Source organism: Futiania mangrovi, assembly GCF_024158125.1.
GTDB lineage: Bacteria > Pseudomonadota > Alphaproteobacteria > Futianiales > Futianiaceae > Futiania > Futiania mangrovi.
Genome location: NZ_JAMZFT010000002.1, coordinates 1,187,403 through 1,205,980 on the forward strand (window position 1 = coordinate 1,187,403; position 18,578 = coordinate 1,205,980).

The 18,578-nt window shown below is 68.5% G+C and carries 15 protein-coding genes and 1 tRNA gene; 8 read left to right on the forward strand and 8 right to left on the reverse strand.

Annotated features, from left to right (window positions below; translation table 11 throughout):
• Positions 1–119: 119 nt before the first annotated feature.
• From rapZ to NJQ99_RS12535, 4 genes are read right to left on the reverse strand one after another with little or no spacing between them, the layout of a single operon-like run.
• Complete coding sequence (gene rapZ / locus NJQ99_RS12520; RefSeq protein ID WP_269333163.1) at positions 120–1,019, reverse strand: RNase adapter RapZ; 900 nt, start codon at positions 1,017–1,019, stop codon at positions 120–122.
• A 23-nt stretch (positions 1,020–1,042) separates the two neighbouring features.
• Positions 1,043–1,504, reverse strand: a complete 462-nt coding sequence (locus NJQ99_RS12525) for an HPr kinase/phosphorylase (protein ID WP_269333164.1) — start codon at positions 1,502–1,504, stop codon at positions 1,043–1,045.
• The gene (locus NJQ99_RS12530; protein ID WP_269333165.1) at positions 1,501–3,183 is read right to left on the reverse strand and encodes a sensor histidine kinase; all 1,683 of its coding nucleotides are present in this window, start codon (positions 3,181–3,183) and stop codon (positions 1,501–1,503) included. Before NJQ99_RS12530 ends, NJQ99_RS12525 begins: the two co-directional genes overlap by 4 nt.
• A gap of 28 nt (positions 3,184–3,211) precedes the next feature.
• Positions 3,212–3,907 carry a response regulator transcription factor gene (locus NJQ99_RS12535; protein ID WP_269333166.1) on the reverse strand — a complete coding sequence of 232 codons (696 nt, stop codon included), beginning with the start codon at positions 3,905–3,907 and terminating at the stop codon, positions 3,212–3,214.
• Between the two features lie 259 nt (positions 3,908–4,166).
• On the opposite strand from NJQ99_RS12535, the gene NJQ99_RS12540 reads away from it, so the two are divergent.
• Complete coding sequence (locus NJQ99_RS12540) at positions 4,167–5,768, forward strand: phosphoenolpyruvate carboxykinase (RefSeq protein WP_331283332.1); 1,602 nt, start codon at positions 4,167–4,169, stop codon at positions 5,766–5,768.
• Positions 5,769–5,830: 62 nt separating this feature from the next.
• Here NJQ99_RS12540 and NJQ99_RS12545 read toward each other — a convergent pair whose 3' ends face one another.
• From NJQ99_RS12545 to NJQ99_RS12555, 3 genes are all read right to left on the reverse strand, one after another.
• Positions 5,831–7,207 (reverse strand): hypothetical protein, encoded by a 1,377-nt coding sequence (locus NJQ99_RS12545; protein WP_269333168.1) that lies wholly within the window; start codon positions 7,205–7,207, stop codon positions 5,831–5,833.
• A gap of 202 nt (positions 7,208–7,409) precedes the next feature.
• Positions 7,410–10,286, reverse strand: coding sequence for a DNA polymerase I (gene polA, locus NJQ99_RS12550; protein ID WP_269333169.1), 2,877 nt, complete (start codon positions 10,284–10,286; stop codon positions 7,410–7,412).
• A gap of 52 nt (positions 10,287–10,338) precedes the next feature.
• The gene (locus NJQ99_RS12555) at positions 10,339–10,524 is read right to left on the reverse strand and encodes a zinc-finger domain-containing protein (protein ID WP_269333170.1); all 186 of its coding nucleotides are present in this window, start codon (positions 10,522–10,524) and stop codon (positions 10,339–10,341) included.
• A gap of 94 nt (positions 10,525–10,618) precedes the next feature.
• Between NJQ99_RS12555 and NJQ99_RS12560 the strand changes: the two genes are divergently transcribed.
• Positions 10,619–11,617, forward strand: coding sequence for an ABC transporter ATP-binding protein (locus tag NJQ99_RS12560; protein WP_269333171.1), 999 nt, complete (start codon positions 10,619–10,621; stop codon positions 11,615–11,617).
• Between the two features lie 121 nt (positions 11,618–11,738).
• Positions 11,739–11,815, forward strand: a tRNA-Arg gene (locus NJQ99_RS12565).
• 127 nt (positions 11,816–11,942) lie between these two features.
• Here the strand turns inward: NJQ99_RS12565 and NJQ99_RS12570 are convergent.
• A complete protein-coding gene (locus tag NJQ99_RS12570; protein ID WP_269333172.1) occupies positions 11,943–12,854 on the reverse strand; it encodes a restriction endonuclease in 912 nt (303 codons plus the stop codon).
• Between the two features lie 520 nt (positions 12,855–13,374).
• Here NJQ99_RS12570 and NJQ99_RS12575 point away from each other — a divergent pair.
• Genes NJQ99_RS12575 through NJQ99_RS12595 form a run of 5 tightly spaced genes read left to right on the forward strand, consistent with a single transcriptional unit; the run spans position 13,375 to position 18,563 of the window.
• Complete coding sequence (locus tag NJQ99_RS12575; RefSeq protein ID WP_269333173.1) at positions 13,375–14,367, forward strand: thiamine pyrophosphate-dependent dehydrogenase E1 component subunit alpha; 993 nt, start codon at positions 13,375–13,377, stop codon at positions 14,365–14,367.
• The gene (locus NJQ99_RS12580; RefSeq protein ID WP_269333174.1) at positions 14,360–15,334 is read left to right on the forward strand and encodes an alpha-ketoacid dehydrogenase subunit beta; all 975 of its coding nucleotides are present in this window, start codon (positions 14,360–14,362) and stop codon (positions 15,332–15,334) included. The genes NJQ99_RS12575 and NJQ99_RS12580 overlap by 8 nt, the downstream gene beginning before the upstream one ends.
• Positions 15,335–15,367: 33 nt before the next feature.
• Positions 15,368–16,153, forward strand: coding sequence for an enoyl-CoA hydratase/isomerase family protein (locus NJQ99_RS12585; protein WP_269333175.1), 786 nt, complete (start codon positions 15,368–15,370; stop codon positions 16,151–16,153).
• Positions 16,154–16,157: 4 nt separating this feature from the next.
• Positions 16,158–17,384, forward strand: coding sequence for a dihydrolipoamide acetyltransferase family protein (locus NJQ99_RS12590; RefSeq protein ID WP_269333176.1), 1,227 nt, complete (start codon positions 16,158–16,160; stop codon positions 17,382–17,384).
• Positions 17,385–17,390: 6 nt separating this feature from the next.
• Complete coding sequence (locus NJQ99_RS12595; protein WP_269333177.1) at positions 17,391–18,563, forward strand: acyl-CoA dehydrogenase family protein; 1,173 nt, start codon at positions 17,391–17,393, stop codon at positions 18,561–18,563.
• The last annotated feature ends 15 nt before the right edge of the window (positions 18,564–18,578 follow it).

The window sequence follows — 18,578 nt, forward strand, 5'->3', positions numbered from 1 at the left end:
GGCGCGGATCTCTCCCTAAAACCCTGTCACAAGCTGCATCCGGCGAGTGCGTGCCGCACGCGGCCGGGTCAGGCACTATGCCTTGCCGCACGGGCGATGAAAACATGTTGTCTGCGGGGTCACGGCAGTTCCCTGTGCCGCAGGACGACGGGCACGCCCGCCTCGCGCAGGTGTGCAGCCAGCCTCTCAGCCACGAAGACCGAGCGGTGACGCCCGCCGGTGCACCCGATGGCGAGCGTGAGATAGCTCTTCCCCTCCGCCCGGAATCGGGGGACCAGCAGGTCTATGAGCCCGGTCAGCCGTGCCAGGAACTCCGGAAATGCGGGGTCGGCGGCTACATGGGCCGCCACGCCCGCGTCGCGCCCGGTCAGCGGCCGCAGGTGCGCCACCCAGTGCGGATTGTCGAGGAAGCGCACGTCGAACACCATATCCGCCTCCCGCGGGAGGCCGCCCTTGTAGGAAAAGGACAGGAGCGAGACGAGCAGTCCGCTCGCGCCCGCCGTCTCGAACCGCTCCGCGATCTCGCGGCGCAGGTCGGTCAGCGAGAAGTCCGTCGTCTCGAGCACGAGGTCGGCCACGTCGCGCAAGGGACCGATCAGGGCGCGCTCGCGCACGATGCCGTCGGGCACGGGCCGGTCGAGCGCCAGCGGATGGCGCCGCCGCGTCTCGGTGAAGCGGCGCGCAAGCACCTCGGTGTCGCAATCCATGTAGAGGAGTGTCGGCGCGACGCCGGGGCGGGCCCGCAGGCTCTCGATCCAGGCGCGTACCGCTTGCGGGTCGAACCCTTCCGTCCGGGCGTCGATGCCGACGGCGATGGGCCGCTGGGCGTCCGTTCCCTCGGGCAGAAGCTGGCCCAGGAGGCGCACCGGCAGATTGTCGATCGCCTCGAACCCGATGTCCTCCAGCATCCGCAGGGCGGAGGTCTTTCCGGCGCCCGAAAGCCCCGTCACGACCACGAGGCGCAATGCCTCGGCGGTCTTTCGCGGCTCGGGTGACGGGGTGTGTGCGATCTCGTCCATGGGGGCATTATCTAGCACGGCTTTCAGGGGCCGTCCTCATCGCCGAGTGCGCCCGCGACCCAGTGCCGCCCGGCGAGCGCGAGACGGACGCGTGCCGTCGCCGAGGGGGCAGAAGGGTCGAGCGCGATGCATGGCAGCGCGACGCCGCAGAGGCGCACCTCGCCTGGCGTGGGGAGGCGGAGGATGTCGGCGGCGGGCACGAGGTCGGCGACCAGCGTCACGTGCACGCCGGCAAGGAACGGCAGCCGGACGATGCCGAGGCCGCGCACCTCCAGCAACCCCTCGAGAGTGCGCGGCGGGCTTGCGACAAGCCTGCCGCCCCTGAGCGCGAGGCGAACGCGGTCGTCGGCCACCAGGTCCGCGCCTTCGTCGACGAGGCGCAGGGCGAGGTCGGACTTGCCAGCGCCCGATGCACCGCGCAGCAGGACCGCCCGGCCTTCGATCGCGACACACGTGGCATGGATCGTCTCTGCGCGCGCGCTCACAGCGGCAGCTCCACGATGAAGCGTGCGCCCCTGACGGTTCCGTCCGGGTCCGCGCGGTTCTCCGCCCAGATGCGCCCGCCGTGCGCCTCCACGATCTGGCGCGAGATGGAGAGACCGAGGCCTGAGTGGGTGCCGAACGCTTCCGTTTCCGGCCGCTCCGTGTAGAAGCGGCGGAAGATCAGCTCCTGCGTGTCGGGGGGCAGGCCCTGTCCCTCGTCCTCGATGGACAGCCGGGCCAGGCCGTCCGCCGCGTGCGCCGCAAGCCGGATCTCGCCGCCGGGCGGGCTGAAGGAAATGGCATTGTCGACGATGTTGCGCATGACCTGCCCGAGCCTGCTTTCGAGCCCGCTGACCACGAGCGGTCTCTCGCCGATGTCGAGCGTGAAGTGCGCCTGCTCCGGCGCGATCCGGTCGCGGTAGATGGCGACGATGGCCTCCAGCATGCGGGCAAGATCGACGGGTGCGCGCGCGTCGCGGACCAGTTCCGCATCGAGGCGCGAGGCGTTGGAGATGTCGCTGATCAGCCGGTCGAGACGTTTCACGTCGGACTGCACGACATCGACCAGGCGGGCAAGCTTCTCCGGATCCTTCGTGCGGTCGAGCGACTCCACCGCGCTCTTCAGCGAGGTGAGCGGATTCTTGATCTCGTGCGCCACGTCCGCAGCGAAACTCTCGATCGCGTCGATGCGGCCGTAGAGCGCATCCAGCATCCGTTGCAGCGCCGCCGAAAGATCGCCGATCTCGTCGCGCCGCCGGCCGAGATCCGGAATCTGCGCCCGTTCCGCGCCGCCAGAGCCGACCTGGCCGTAGCGCACTGCGTCGGCGGCCCGCGAAAGCCGCGCGATGGGCCGCCCGATGCCGCGCGCCAGCAGGACCGACAGCAGCGCCATCACCGCGGTCGCCAGCAGGAAGACGCGCAGGATGGCGAACCGCTCCGCCCTCACGATCTCGTCGATCTGCCCGCCCTCCGTGGACAGAAGCAATGCGCCCATCACCACCTTGAACCGCTGGACCGGCACCGCGACCGACACGACAAGCTCGCCCTGGCTGTTCTCGCGCACCGCGCTCGCCCGCAGTCCGCGCAGCGCGTCCTCCACCTCCTGCAGGTCGGCGGCGGTGACGTCGGCACCCTCCCGGTAGACCGGCAGGTGCGGCCCGGGGATCAGCGAAACGAGCCATTCATAGACATGGTCCGCCGTCTGCATGGCATCGAAGCCAGCATCGGGCGGCGGCAGGGCATAGGTCCGCACCTGGGCGCTGGTGAACTCAACCGTGTCCTCCACCACCTCGCCGCCGGCGGAGAACAGGCGCGCGCGCGTCCGCGTCGGCACGACGAGGCGGCGCAGGATGTCCTGGGCGTCGCCCGGGCGCACGGTCGTGTCCTCCGGGCCGTAGTCCCCGGCCTCGGTGATCGCGGCGGCGATGATCTCGCCTTCCGTGATGAGCGCCTCGATCTGCACGTCGATCAGGCCCGAGCGCAGCTGGTTCACATAGAGCACGCCCGCGCACAGCAGCATCAGTCCGAACAGGTTGACCGCGAGGATGCGCATGGTGAGGGAGGAAAAGACGCGCGTCCTCAGGCCCGCGCCGCGCTTGCGTCGCACTGGCGCGGCATCGCGCGCCGCGGCGGGCGCGGGTCCGGTCTCCGGTGTGGGCGGCGTGGTGCCTGCGCCTGTCATGCTCGCATCTGTCCCGGCGGCGGTGCCATCAGCCTTCGGTGAACTTGTAGCCGACGCCGTAGAGCGTCTCGATGGCCGAGAACTCGGGGTCTACCGCCCTGAATTTCTTGCGCAGCCGCTTGATATGGCTGTCGATGGTCCGGTCGTCGACATAGACCTGGTCGTCGTAGGCGGCGTCCATCAGCTGGTCGCGGCTCTTGACGAAGCCGGGCCGGACGGCGAGCGCCTGCAGGATCAGGAACTCTGTCACGGTCAGCGTGACGTCCCTGCCGTCCCAAGTGCAGGCATGCTGCAGCGGATCGAGGACGAGGCGCCCGCGCACCAGCACCTTCTCGCCCTCCGTCCGCTCGGCGCCCTGCGCGCTCTCGGCCCGACGGAGCACCGCGCGGATCCGTTCGATCAGCAGGCGCTGGGAGAAGGGCTTGCGGATATAGTCGTCGGCGCCCATGCGCAGGCCAAGGACCTCGTCGATCTCCTCGTCCTTGGAGGTGAGGAAGATCACCGGCAGGTCGGTCTTCTGCCGGATGCGGCGCAGCACTTCCATCCCGTCCATCCGCGGCATCTTGATGTCGAGCACGACAAGGTCCGGCGGGCGCTGCGAGATGGCGGCGAGTGCCTGTGTCCCGTCGGTGTAGGTGCGCACGTGGAAGCCCTCCGCCTCCAGCGCGATGGAGACCGATGTCAGGATGTTCCGGTCGTCGTCGACCAGCGCGATCGTGGACATCTTGTCCTCTTCCCTCCCGTGTCCGGTTCGGTCACACTCTATGCACGCCCGCGCATGCAGGCCAAGCAAACCCATGCGAGCGCCGCTCGCCCGGGACGCACGCCCCTGTCGTCATGACACGCTTGCGTCCGCCTAGGGGCGAATTGCGGCGAAAGCGGGGTTGTGTTGGCCTTCATCTTGCGTGAGAAGAAGGCGACCCGCCCGACCTGTCCCGTGCTGGAGCGACCGGGCGCACGAACTGCGTTGAATGGAGACAACCGTGAAACAGACCGGGCCTCAGATCAGCAAGAACGGACTTGAGACGTTGGGCGTCAGCGGCGTCGCCGCGCTCCACTGGAACTGGCGCGAGGAAGCGCTCTACGAGGAAGCTGTCCGCCGCGGCGAGGGGGAGATCGCGCGGGGCGGCCCGCTGGTCGTCAGGACCGGTCAGCACACTGGCCGCTCGGCCCAGGACAAGTTCACCGTCCGCGACGAGACGACCGAAGGCACGGTCTGGTGGGACAACAACAAGTCGATGAGCCCGGCGCACTTCGACGCGCTGTGGGAAGACTTCAAGGCGCACATGAAGGGGCGCGAGCTCTTCGTGCAGGATCTCTACGGCGGTGCCGACCCGGTGCACCGCCTGCCCGTGCGCGCGGTCACGGAACTCTGCTGGCACTCGCTGTTCATCCGGCACCTGCTGCGCCGCCCGGAGCTTGAGGACCTGGCCGAGTTCGCGCCGCAGTTCACGATCATCAACCTGCCGTCCTTCCGCGCCGACCCGGCGCGCCACGGCTGCCGGTCCGAAACCGTGATCGCCGTCAATTTCGCCAAGCGCCTCGTCCTGATCGGTGGCACGTCCTATGCGGGCGAGACGAAGAAGTCGGTCTTCACGATCCTCAACTACCTGCTGCCCGAGAAGAGCGTCATGCCGATGCACTGCTCGGTCAACGTGGGCGAGGAGGATGACGCGGCGATCTTCTTCGGCCTTTCGGGCACGGGCAAGACGACGCTGTCGGCCGACCCCAATCGCACGCTCGTGGGCGACGACGAGCATGGCTGGTCGGAGTCGGGCCTCTTCAACTTCGAGGGCGGCTGCTACGCCAAGATGATCAAGCTCTCGGCGGAGGCCGAGCCGGAGATCCATGCCGCCGTGAACCGCTTCGGTGCGGTGCTCGAGAATGTGGTGATGGATGCGGGCACGCGCGTGCTCGACTTCGACGACGGCAGCCTGGCGGAGAATTCCCGCGGGGCCTATCCGCTCGACTTCATCCCGAACGCCAGCGCGACCGGACGGGCGGGCCAGCCGAAGAACATCATCATGCTGACGGCCGATGCCTTCGGCGTGATGCCGCCCATCGCCAAGCTGACGCCGGCGCAGGCGATGTACCACTTCCTGTCGGGGTACACGGCGAAGGTGGCCGGGACCGAGAAGGGCGTGACGGAGCCGACAGCGACATTCTCGACCTGCTTCGGCGCGCCCTTCATGCCGCGCCATCCGTCGGTCTATGGCAATCTGCTGCGCGACCTCATCGCCGCGCACGACGTCGACTGCTGGCTCGTCAACACGGGTTGGACGGGCGGCGCCTATGGCGAGGGGCATCGCATGCCGATCCGCGAGACGCGCGCGCTGCTGTCGGCCGCGCTCGACGGCTCGCTCGCGAAGGTGGAGTTCCGCACGGACGAGAACTTCGGCTTCCAGGTGCCGGTCGCGGTGCCGGGCGTGGTGTCCCAGATCCTCGATCCGCGCTCGACCTGGTCGGACGCCGAGGCCTATGACTCGCAGGCGAAAAAGCTCGTGAACATGTTCATCGAGAACTTCGCGAAGTTCGAAAGCCACGTCTCCGACGACGTGCGCAAGGCGGCCCCGACGGCGGCCTGACGGTCCGCACACCGGATGCCAGAGGTGAAGGGCGGCGCTGCGATGCGCCGCCCTTTTTCGAGTCAGATGCGGGCCGACAGTTCCGACAGCCGGTTCACCGCGCCCGCGTTCCCGCCGCTGCCGAGCCCCTGCAGATAGCTGGTCCAGACCGTGGACCATGCCTGCGCGGGCGACGATCCGAACTGGCGCAGCGCGAGATAGGCCTCGTTGGCGAGGCCCGCGGCCTGCGCACCCATCCCGTTCGCGCGAAACACGGCCGTGTGGACCGAGCCGGGCACATCGGGTGTCGCGCGCGCGACGAGCGCCGCCTTGCCGCCGTTGCGGTAGGCGTCGGTGACCCAGGCGCGGGCGTCCGCCGGGGCATGCCCGTCGCGCACATAGCGGTCGTAGGCGGCGCGCGCGATCCGCTGGGCGTCCATGGGCGCGGCGTCGGTCTGCTGTGCGGCAGGCGCGGACGCGGCCGCGGCGCTGGCCGGAATGCGTTGCGGCGAGACATACTGGACGGCAACGCCGGCCTTCATCTCCACCTTGTCGCTCGTCTCCGCGAGTTTCTGCATGGGCTTGGGCAGGCTGCCCATGGCTTGCCGCGCGGCCCCGCCCGGAGCAACCGAGACGCCGCCGCCTGTCACCTCGCCGATGAAGGTCACGTGCACCCCGACGTTGGGCGTGCGCCAGGCTGCCGCGCCGTCGAGCGAGGTGTCGTTTGCACGGGTGACGAGAATGTCCACGATGGCTTTGCCGGCCGCGCCGCTGGGGATCTTCGATTGTGCGTTTGCAAGCACACCCTGGTCGAGATTTCGCAGCAATTGCGTGCGGGTGCCCGCAGGAATTCCGAGCCTAGGGTCGGCGAGGCCCGCGCCGACCACCTGGCCAAGGTCGAGCTTCGCGCCCGCCTTCACCTCGATGCGAACCTGGTGACCGACGAGATCGCCGGTGCGGTCGAACTTCGGCTCGTAGCCGACGCCGGCGTCGATGCCCGCCTCGGCCCCGAAGCGCCCGCCGCCGAGCTTCGTCTTCTGAAGGGGAAGCTCCACCGTCCACCAGTTCTCTATGGAGGGCGGCTTCAGGCCCACCCCGGGCGCCATCTCGTCGAGCCGGGTCGAGGGCGGTTTGAAGATGCCGAGAACCTTGGTGCTTTGTGTCGCCGTCGCCGGGTCGAAGTAGCCCGACGCCCGCACGACGCCACCGTCCCCGGTCGGAACTTCGAGGAACTGCCCCGGCTCGGGTGCGCCGCCGGCGCCGGGCGCAATCATCACGGCGCCGCCCGGAGCGGTGCGTCCGAACCGCTGGAGGTCGTCCGTCGCATAGGGTGCTGCGGTGGACAGACCGTCGTTTGGCGGCGGGTCGGCGCGCGCAACCAGATACGAGAATGCGTCTGCGTCTGAGGGGGGGGTGGGGTAGCCGGGGATTGCAGCCGCGGTGCTGCTGACCTGTGCCATCGGTCGCTCCTGAAGACACAACAGAGAGGGGAACGACGTGGGCGTCGGCAGGGGACCGTTCATGCGCCGCACGGCGCCCGGCGCGGGGACGCAACATGCGCCGGGGCACGTGCTTACTGACGGCCTTTCATGTCGTCCGCGTTACGGTGACATGACAAAGGGATAAAAAAGTCGGCATCGATGGCGGGTAGCCGCGCCACGATCAGTGCGCGGCGTCCCAGTTGGGACCGCGCCCCGTCTCGACGGTCAGTGGCACCGAGAGCTGCCGGGCGGGCAGGGTGGCGCCCTCCATCACCCGCTTGACGAGGGCGGCGGTCTTGTCGGCCTCGTCCTCCGGCACCTCGAAGATCAGTTCGTCGTGGACCTGCAGCAGCATGCGGGCCTTGAGCCTGGCCGCCGCCAGTTCCCCCGGCAGGCGGATCATCGCGCGCCGGATGATGTCGGCCGCAGCCCCTTGGATCGGCGCGTTGATCGCCGCCCGCTCGGCGAAGGCGCGGGCGGAAGGCTGCTTCTGGTCGATGCCGCGCACATGGATGCGCCGCCCGAAGATCGTCTCGACGTATCCGTGTTCGCGCGCGAACGCCTTCGTCTCGTCCATGTAGGTGCGGATGCCGGGGAAGCGCTCGAAATAGCGGGCGATGTAGGTGCGCGCCTCCTCCTGCGGGATGTGTAGCTGGTTCGCGAGGCCGAAGGCGGAGATGCCGTAGATGATGCCGAAGTTGATCGCCTTGGCACGCCGGCGGACGGAAGGGTCCATCCCCTCGACCGGCACGCCGAACATCTCGCTTGCGGTCAGCGCGTGAATGTCTAGCCCATGGGCGAACGCGGTTTTCAGCTGCGGGATGTCGGCGATGTGGGCGAGCAGGCGCAGCTCGATCTGCGAATAGTCCGCCGAAATGAGCACATTGCCCGGTTCCGCGATGAAGGCGGTTCGGATCTCCCGGCCCATGTCGGTGCGGATCGGGATGTTCTGGAGGTTCGGCTCCGACGAGGCGAGCCGCCCGGTCGTCGTCGCCGCCAGCGAGTAGGAGGTGTGGACCCGCCCCGTCTCCTTGTTGATGTAGGTGGGCAGCGCGTCCGTGTAGGTCGATTTCAGCTTCGACACCTGCCGCCAGTCGAGCACCCGCGCGGGCAGGTCGTGGCCTTGGGCTGCCAGTTCCTCCAGCACGTCGGCGCCGGTCGCGGCCTGTCCCGTCGCGGTCTTCTTCGCCGAGACGAGCCCCATCTTGCCGAACAGGATTTCGCCCAACTGCTTCGGCGAGCCGATGGTGAACCGTTCCCCGGCGAGGGCGAAGATTTCCTCCTCGAGCCGCGCCATTTCCTTCGCGAAGTCGTTGGAGAGGCGGTTCAGCACCTTCACATCGACCTTGACGCCCTCGCGCTCCATGCCCGCCAGCACGCGCGCCATGGGGCGTTCCAGCGTCTCGTAGACGGTGACCTTGCGCTCGGCCAGCAGGCGGGGTTTGAGCACGTTCCAAAGCCGCAGCGTGACGTCCGCGTCCTCGGCGGCATAGCGCGTCGCGTCCGCGATGGGCACGAGGTCGAAGGTCTTCGCCGACTTGCCGCTGCCTGCGATCTCCTTGAACGGGATCGGCGCATGGTCGAGGTGCAGCTTCGACAACTCGTCCATGCCGTGACCGTGCGCGCCCGCCTCCAGCGTGTAGGAGATCAGCATCGTGTCGTCGTAGGGCGCGACCTCCACCCCGTGCCGGGCGAGTACGAGCAGGTCGTACTTGATGTTCTGCCCGACCTTGAGCGTCGCGGGGTCGGCGAGCAGCGGCCGCAGCCGTTCGAGGACCTCGGCCCGGTCGAGCTGCTTCGGCGCGTCGCCGTTGCCGTCGAGGTCGAGACCGTCGCCCGCACGGTGCGCGAGCGGGATGTAGCAGGCCTGGTTCACGCCCGTGGCGAGCGACACGCCGACGAGATTGGCCGAGGCGGCGTCAAGCGAGTCCGTCTCCGTGTCGACCGCGATGACGCCCGCCGCGAAGCATCGTGCGATCCAGCGGTCGAGCGTTTCCATGTCTGTCACGGTCTGGTAGGCGGCGGTGTCGATCGGGGCCGCCTGGCCCGCGACGGCCGCACCCGGCGCGCCCGCCTCGACGGGCGGAGCCTCATCCACGGCGGCATCCGGGTCGGCGGCAAACTCCGCCGTCGCCGAGATCTCGCCCGCGTCGGCGTCGAGCTTGCCCGCGATGCGCTTCGTCAGCGTCGTGAACTCCATCGCCTTCAGGAAGCCGACGAGGGGGCCTGCCTCCGGATCGCGCACGGCGAAATCCGAGAGCGGCTCCGGCACCTCCACGTCGTCCTTCAGCGTGACCAGCAGCTTGGAGACGCGCGCCTGGTCGGCGAAGGCGATCAGGTTCTCGCGGCGCTTGGGCTGCTTGATCTCCTCGGCCTTCTCCAGCAGCGTCTCGAGGTCGCCATAGGTGTCGAGAAGCTGGGCGGCGGTCTTCACCCCGATGCCGGGCACGCCGGGGACATTGTCCACCGAATCGCCCGCGAGCGCCTGCACGTCGATCACCTTGCCGGGGGTGACACCGAACTTCTCCATCACCTCCTCGGGGCCGATGCGGCGCGCCTTCACGGGGTCCATCAGCTCCACACCCTCACGGACGAGCTGCATCAGGTCCTTGTCGGAGGAAATGACCGTGACCTTCGCGCCTGCGTCGGCCGCCTGGCGGGCGTAGGTGGCAATCAGGTCGTCGGCCTCGAACCCCTCCATCTCCACGCACGGCAGGCCGAAGGCGCGCGTTGCGTCGCGGATCAGGCCGAACTGCGGGACGAGGTCTTCCGGTGGCTCGGGCCGCTGCGCCTTGTAAGCGGGATAGATCTCGTTGCGGAATGAAACGCCCGAGGCGTCGAAGATCACCGCGAGGTGCGTCGGCGCGTCCTCGCCCTTCGTCTCCTCCAGCAGCTTCCACAGCATGGCGCAGAAGCCGTGCACGGCACCCACGGGCAGGCCGTCCGACTTGCGCGTCAGGGGCGGCAACGCATGATAGGCCCGGAAGATGTAGCCGGACCCGTCGATGAGATAGAGATGGTCGCCCTTGCCGGGGCCCGTCGGCGTCTTGTCGGTCATGGGGCCGGACTATGGGCCGGGCCGCGCGGCGGATCAATTCCGGAATGGGCGCTCAGTGGGCATGCGTCTCCGCCCCCGCCTTCAGCACGAAGCGGCGGTCGCAGTACTTGCACTCGACATAGCCCTCGTCGCCGATCGTGTACCAGACGACCGGGTGGCCGAGCGGCCCGCCCCCGCCGTCGCAGGAGACGCGGGTATCGTCGACCTCGATGATTTCCGGCGGTTCGGGAGCCGTCATGCTCGCCCTCATGCGCTGAAGCCCTTATATGTGCACGCGACTATAGGCAAAGCGAAGCCGGGCGCAAGCCACACGCCCGATCAGCGGAGCGACAATGACCGACACGACCGACACCGCCGCCAGCCAGAACGCCATCGAGGCGCGGGGGCTGGAGAAGACCTATCGCGGCCAGCACGGCCAGCCGCCCAAGCATGCGCTCAAGGGCATCGACCTCGCCATACCGCAGGGCTCGATCTTCGGGCTGCTGGGACCGAACGGGGCGGGCAAGTCCACCTTCATCAACATCCTCGCCGGCCTCGTGATGAAGACCGCCGGATCGGTGAGCATCTGGGGCTTCGACATCGACCGGAACCCGCGCAACGCGCGCCGGTCCATCGGCATCGTGCCGCAGGAGCTGAACCTCGACCCCTTCTTCACCCCGCGCGAGGCGATGGAGATCCAGGCGGGCCTCTATGGCGTGCCGAAGCGCGCCCGCAAGACGGAGGAGATCCTCGCCGCGGTCGGCCTGACCGACAAGGCAGAGGCCTATGCCCGCTCGCTGTCGGGCGGCATGCGGCGGCGGCTGCTGGTGGCGAAGGCGATGGTGCACTCCCCCCCGATCCTGGTGCTGGACGAGCCGACGGCGGGCGTGGATATCGAGCTTCGGGCCCAGCTCTGGGACTATGTGCGCCAGCTTCACGCGGCGGGCACGACCATCGTGCTGACCACGCACTATCTGGAGGAGGCGGAGGAGCTGTGCGACCGCATCGCCATCATCAACAATGGCGAGGTGGTGGCCCACGACACCAAGGACGCGCTGCTGCGCCGTCTCGACACCAAGCGGCTGATCGTGCGGCCCGAGGCGGCGCTGGCGCAGGCGCCGGAGGCGCTGAAGGCGTTCGAGCCGGCGGTGCGGGAGGACGGGGCGCTGGTCCTCCACTACGCGCCGAGCCGGATGCCGTTCGAGGACGTGCTGGACGCGGTCCACGGCGCGGGCGTGCGCATCGCGGACCTGTCGACGGAGGACGCGGACCTCGAATCGGTCTTCCTGTCGCTGACGGGCAGCCGCGCGGCGGCGGCGAAGGCGGGTGCGGGCGGCCTGGCGGCGGAGTAGGGCGCCAGCGCGTTTTTCGCGAGATCACCCTTTGCCTTGGACGCGATGATGCGTTAAACGGGGCCTCCCAGCCGCATGGGGCCGCGCGACGGCCCTATGCGAGGCCGAACACCGGCCCGACGCACCCGTAGCTCAGCTGGATAGAGCGCTGCCCTCCGAAGGCAGAGGTCAGAGGTTCGAATCCTCTCGGGTGCGCCAATAAAACGTTTTGGAAGCAAGCTGTTACACGAATCCCGAAGCTTCGGATTCGCCAGCGCTTGTCCGTAAGTGAGCGCTAGGGGAGCGTTTCGGCGAAATAAGTGCGTGCGCCCTACGTTTTCCAACCTCAGATTGTCTTAAACCAATCGGAGTTGACGGAGACCTGCTCGATCATCTCGGTTCGCACCCCTAAGCCCTGCTGCTTGAGTAGGTCGCACAGTCTGGGGCCGTCGATCAAATCGATGGCTGTGGCGCCGTCACGTGTGGCCTCGTCGGAGGCTTGGGCGGTAAATCGGCCTGTGGTGACGAAGAGGCCCTTATCAGCCCGCCCTTGCATGGCGCCTCGGAAGTCGCGGATTTCCTTCGCGCCGACACTCCCCTTCCATTTCTTGCATTGGAAATAGACCTGGAACGACACCAGGTTCACGCGCAAAACGCCGACTCCATCTATACCGCCATCGCCAGACTTCCCACGTACTTCGACCTTGGTGAAACCGGCCTCGCGCAAGAGCCGCTGCGCCAAACGCTCGAATCCGTCAGATGACATTGCGCTCAGTGCCGCCAACAGCTCTGAACGCCAATCGCCTTCAGATTCGGGGTCGGGAGCAAAATCCGGTATGGATTTATCATCCGCAGCATTTGAGTTGGCATTCTTTGCCGCCAGCCGTTTCAGTCGGGCGCGCTCGCGCTCCTCACGTTGGACCTGTTCATAAATATCGCGTGCTTCCTCATAGGTGGTCAGCGAGAGGCCCTTCTCGGTAAGGGCCCACACACCGCGCTTGGAGTTTTCCAAGGCGCCACCGCGTTTGAGGTAGGTCCGCGCCCATGCGAGGTAGTAGTTCACGCGAGGTTTGCTTTCATCATTGCGCATCGTGAAGGACTGCTCTTCCTCGGTCAGCCCCTCTTGCTCAATTACCTTTTCATCAAGTTCTTCAATGCTGGCAGACCCGCCGATAGACCGCAGTGCATCCGTGACGGCCAACATCATTCCTGTCAGATCTGGCAGGCCTTCTGGGTCAATCTTGAAGCGGCGTTCCATGTTGCGCTATCCGTTTTCCGGTGTCCTTGTCCGGACTATGGACCGAGGTGACGTTTCCCGGCAATCCGAGCCTCCTAGAGCACCGGGGCGCATACTCCTTGCGACACCAACACGTCAACTTGCCGGAGCTTCATCACGATCTCTTCCGGCTTGTGCTTCTTCTGGGGCATTCCCTTACCCTCCAAACTGGCTCGAAAGCCTACTTCAGGGAGGACCACTTTTCATGGGGCAGACCACTATTGCCCCCTCCATCCCGCACCGCACACAAAATGAATAATGAGCCGCCATTCATTTTTGTTGACAGGGCGAGGGGTGGCGTGACCTGATTGGGTGGCTCCGGAAACGGGGCGGCGGGCGCGCCGGATGCTTCCGGGGGCGCTGGGCCAGGCCGGGTGCTTCGGGACCCCCGTGTTCGGGAACCCCGGGGGCGCCTGACGGGCCCGCAGGCCCCGCGCGGGCCGCGCCGCCGCCGCGTGCCGCCGGGGCGCTTCGTGGTTCTCAGGCAACCGGGTGGACGCGCATGCCGGCACGGTCCCTATCAGCAGAGCGCCTGACGGAGCTCTACGCCCAGATGCTGCTCATCCGCCGGGTGGAGGAGACGCTCAGCAGCCATTTCGCCGCGGGCGACATTCCGGGCTTCATCCACCTCTCCATCGGGCAGGAGGCGACGGCCGCGGGCGTCATGTCCGCGCTGCGCGACGACGACACCATCGCGTCGAACCACCGCGGGCACGGGCACTCGCTCGCCAAGGGGATGCAGCTTGACGGCTTCTTCGCGGAACTGTTCGGGCGCGCGGACGGGCTGTGCAAGGGGCGGGGCGGCTCGATGCACGTGGCCGACCTCTCGGTCGGCATGCTCGGCGCGAACGGGATCGTCGGCGCGGGCGTGCCGCTGTCGGTCGGCAGCGCGCTCGCCCACAAGACGCTCGGCACCGACCGGGTGTGCGCGGCGTTCTTCGGCGACGGCGCGCTGGCCGAGGGCGCGATGCACGAAAGCCTGAACATCGCCGCGCTGTGGTCGCTGCCGCTGCTCTTCGTGTGCGAGAACAACGGCTGGTCGGAGTTCTCCCCCTCCGACACGCAGTTCGCGGGCACCGCGCCGGACCTCGCAGGCGCGTTCGGCATCGAGGCGCAGACGGTCGACGGCAACGATGTGGAGGCGGTGGCGCAGGCGGCCCAGGCCCTCGTCGCGGAGATGCGCAAGGGGGGCGGGCCGCGCCTCCTCGAATGCAAGACGACGCGCGTGCACGGCCACTTCGAGGGCGACCCGCAACGCTACCGCAACCCGGACGAGATCGAGGGGCTCTCGGCGCGCGACCCCATCGCGCGGGCCGCCGCGATGCTGAAGAAACGCAAGGTCGCGCAGAAGACGCTGGAGAAGATCGCCGGGGACGTGGACGCGCGGATCGCCAGGGCGGTCGAGGGCGCGCTCGCAAGCCCGCTGCCGGACTTCGCGGAGGCTGCAGCGGATGTTTATGCCGACCCGCTGAACGGAGACGCCGCCCATGGCTGAGACCCGCTTCGTCAAGGCGATCACCCAGGCGCTCGCCGACGCGATGGAGGCCGACGACCGCGTCGTCCTGCTGGGCGAGGACATCGGCGCGGCGGGCGGCCCGTTCTCCGCCACGCGGGGCCTGCGCGACCGGTTCGGCGCAGCGCGCGTGCTCGACACGCCGATCTCGGAGGCGACCATCGTCGGCGCGGCGGCGGGGGCGGCGATGAGCGGCCTGCGCCCCGTCGTCGAGATCATGTTCATGGACTTCGTGACGCTCGCCATGGACGCGATGGTCAACCAGGCCGCCAAGGCGCGCTTCATGTTCGGCGGGCAATGCTCGGTGCCGATGGTGCTGCGCACGCCGCACGGGGCGGGGCTCAACGCGGGGCCGCAGCATTCCCAATGCCTGGAGGCGTGGTTCGCGCACATTCCGGGGTTGAAGGTCGTCTGCCCGGCCGACCCGGCGGAGGCTTACGGTCTCTTGCGCGCGGCCATCGACGACCCGGACCCGGTCGTCTTCATCGAGAACAAGGCGCTCTACGCCATGAAGGGCGACTTGCCCGAAGGTGCGGGGCCGATCCCACTCGGCAGGGCGCGGGTGGCGCGCGAGGGGCGGGACGTCACCATCGTCACCTATGGCGCGAGCGTGGGCCGCGCGCTCCAGGCGGCGGATACGCTTGCCGCCGATGGGGTGGAGGCGGAAGTGATCGACCTGCGCACGCTCCAACCCTGGGACAAGGCGGCGGTGCTGGGCTCGCTGGCGAAAACGCACCGGGCCGTGGTGGCTCACGAGGCGGTGCAGTCGCACGGCGTGGGCGCGGAGATCGCGGCAACCATCGCGGACGAGGGTTTCGACGAACTCGACGCGCCGGTGGTGCGCGTGGGCGCGCCCTTCATGCCGGTGCCGTTCGCCGCCAGCCTCGAACAGGCCTATCTGCCCGGCCCCGACGACATCGTCGCGGGCGTCCGGCGCACGCTGGAATAGGAACGGGCCAACAGGAAACGGGGGAGGGAACCCATGTCCGACGAACCGGTGATCTACAAGGCCGCGGACGGCGTCGCCGTCCTCACCATCAACCGGCCCAAGACGCTCAACGCCATCAACATGGAAATGATGGCGGCGCTGGAGGCCGCGCTCGACAAGGCCGAGGCCGACGACGGCGTGCGCGTGATCGTCGTGACGGGCGCGGGCGACCGCGCCTTCGTCGCGGGCGGCGACATCGGCGACCTCGACAGCCGGCAGGGCCTCGCGCACTACGAGGAGTTCGCGGAGGAGATCCACCGCGTCTTCCGCCGCTTCGAGACCTGCGACAAGCCGACCATCGCGGCGGTCAACGGCTGGGCGCTGGGCGGCGGGACGGAGCTTGTGCTTTGCCTCGACATGCGCATCGTCGCGGATACGGCCAAGCTCGGCCTGCCGGAGATCACGCTGGGTCTCTTCCCCGGCGCGGGCGGCACGCAGCGCATCATCCGGCAGGTGCCGCTCTGCCGCGCCAAGGAGATCATGTTCACCGGCGACCGGATCAGCGCGCAGGAGGCCCTCGAGATCGGCCTCGTCAACAAGGTGGTCCCGGCGGCGGAACTCATGGACGCGGCGATGGAGCTTGCGGGCAAGATCGCGTCGAAGTCGCCCCTGGTGCTGAAGCTGCTGAAGCGCACGCTGCTGCACGGGGGCGATATGCCGCTCGCGGCCGCGCTGCCCTATGAGCAATCCATGATCGGGCTGGTGCTCGACAGCGAGGACGCGCACGAGGGTTGCCGCGCCTTCCTGGAAAAGCGCGCACCGAAGTTCACCGGGAAGTAAGCGCATGAGCGGCGTTCGCGACATCGTCATGCCCAAGCTGGGCCTGACCATGACGGAGGGTCTCGTCACCGAATGGCGGGTCGGCCCGGGCGACCGCTTCGCGCCCGGCGACATCCTGCTGGTGATCGAGACGGAGAAGATCGCCAACGAGATCGAGGCTGAGGATGCGGGCGAAATCGCCGAAATCCTCGTGGGCGAGGGGGAGACGGTCGCCGTCGGCACCCCGCTCGCCCGGCTCAAGGCGGGCGGTGCGGCGGGCACGGCGAAGTCGGAGGCCGCACCCGCCGAAACGCCCTCAGAGAAGCCCACGGCGACGGAACCGAAGTTAGCCGCCGCCGCGACCGCGCCGCGCAAGGAGGGCGAGCGCATCATCGCCACCCCGCTCGCCCGCCGCATCGCGCGGCAGGACGGGGTCGACCTCGCCGCCGTCGCCGGCAGCGGCCCGCGCGGGCGGATCAAGGCGGAGGATGTGGAGGCCGCGAAGGCCCGGCAGGCGTCCACCGCCGCCATGCCCGAAGGCCCCGCGCCCGAGGGCGAGCGGGTCGCGGTCACGGGCGCGCAGGCGACGATCGTCCGCAGGCTGACGCAGTCCAAGCAGGAGATCCCGCACTTCTACGTCGCCGCCGACGCCGATGTCGGCCCGCTCATGGCCTTGCGCGCGCAGGTCAACGCCGTGGGCGACTGGCCGCGCACGACGCTGACGCACTGGATCGTCGCGGCGATGGGACGCGCGCTCACCGAGATGCCGCAGATGAACCGCGTGTGGGACGACGGGCACCTCGTCAGCCTGCCGCGCGCCGACGTCGGCCTGGCGGTCGACACGCCGCGCGGGCTCTATGTGCCCGTGGTGCGGGACGCAGGGCACAGGTCCGTGGGCGAGATCGCCGTCGCGGCCGGTGCTCTCGTCGAGAAGGCGCGGGGCGGCGGCCTCGACGCGGCCGCGATGGCGGGGGGCGCGATCACGCTCTCCAACGTTGGCACGAACGCCGTGCGCTATCTCACCCCGATCATCAACCCGGGGCAGGCCATGATCCTGGGCGCGGGCGCGGTGGGGGAGGTGTTCCGCCCGGACGCCGAGGGGCGCCCCGTACTGAAGCGCGAGCTTGGTCTCGTGCTCGCCTGCGACCATCGGGTCATCAATGGCATGGACGGCGCGGCGTTCCTCGCCCGCGTCGTCGAACTGATCGGGCAGCCGATGCGGCTGCTGACCGTTCCAGCGAAGGAAGGCTGAAGGCTCATGGATTTCCGTCTGACCGAAGAGCAGGAGATGATCGTCGAGACCGCGCGCCGGGTGGGCGAGCGGTTCGGCCTCGACTACTGGCGCAAGCAGGACGCCGAAAAGGCATTTCCGGCGGAAGCGTGGAAGGCGATCTGCGATGCGGGCCTCGGCGGCGCGGCGTTGCCCGAGGAGCACGGCGGCGGCGGCCTCGGCATGCTGGAGATGGCGCTGATCATCGAGCAGCTTGCCGCCGCGGGCGCGGGCTCGACGGTCGGCCAGCTGTTCATGATCAACCCGATCTTCGGCGGCGTCTCCATCTCGCGCTTCGGCAACGAGGAAATGAAGGCGGCGCTCCTGCCGAAGATCATCTCCGGCGAGATCAATTGCTGCATGGCGCTGACCGAGCCGGACGCGGGCTCCAACACGCTGGAGATCAAGACGTTTGCGCGCGAGGACGGCAACGGCTGGCGCATCAACGGGCGCAAGATCTGGATCACGGGCGTGGAAGCCGCCGACGTGATGCTGGTCATCGCGCGCTCGAAGAAGGTCGACGAGGTCAAGCGCCGCACCGACGGCCTGACCATGTTCCTGATCGACACCAAGCGCGAGGGCGTGAGCTTCGCACCCATCGAGAAGCTGGGCACCAACACGCTCTCGTCCTGCAGCGTCTTTTTCGACGACGTGCGCGTCGAGCAGGAGGACGTGATCGGCACGCTGCACGGCGGCTGGCCGGAGCTTCTGGACATCCTCAATACCGAGCGGATCGTCACGACGGCTGGCCTGACGGGGACGGTCGATCTCGCGCTGAAGATCGCCGTCGACTACGCCAACGACCGCAAGATCTTCGGCGGCCGCCCGATCGGCAGCTACCAGGGCATCCAGTTCCCGCTCGCCCAGGCGCATGCGGAGAACGAATGCGCGCGGCTGATGAACTACAAGGCCGCCTCGCTGTTCGACAGCGGCCTGCCGTTCGGGTCGCAAGCCAATACCGCGAAACTGATCGCGGCGCAGGCCTGCGCGGCCGCGACCGAGCGGGCGATGCAGACGCTGGGCGGCATGGGGTACGCCAGGGAATCGCATCTCGAACGGCTCTGGCGCGACTGCCGCCTGTTCCGCTTCGCGCCGGTGTCGGAAGAGATGACCCTCAACTTCATCGCCATGCACGACCTCGGCATGCCGAAGTCGTACTGAGCGGACGGGGGCGGG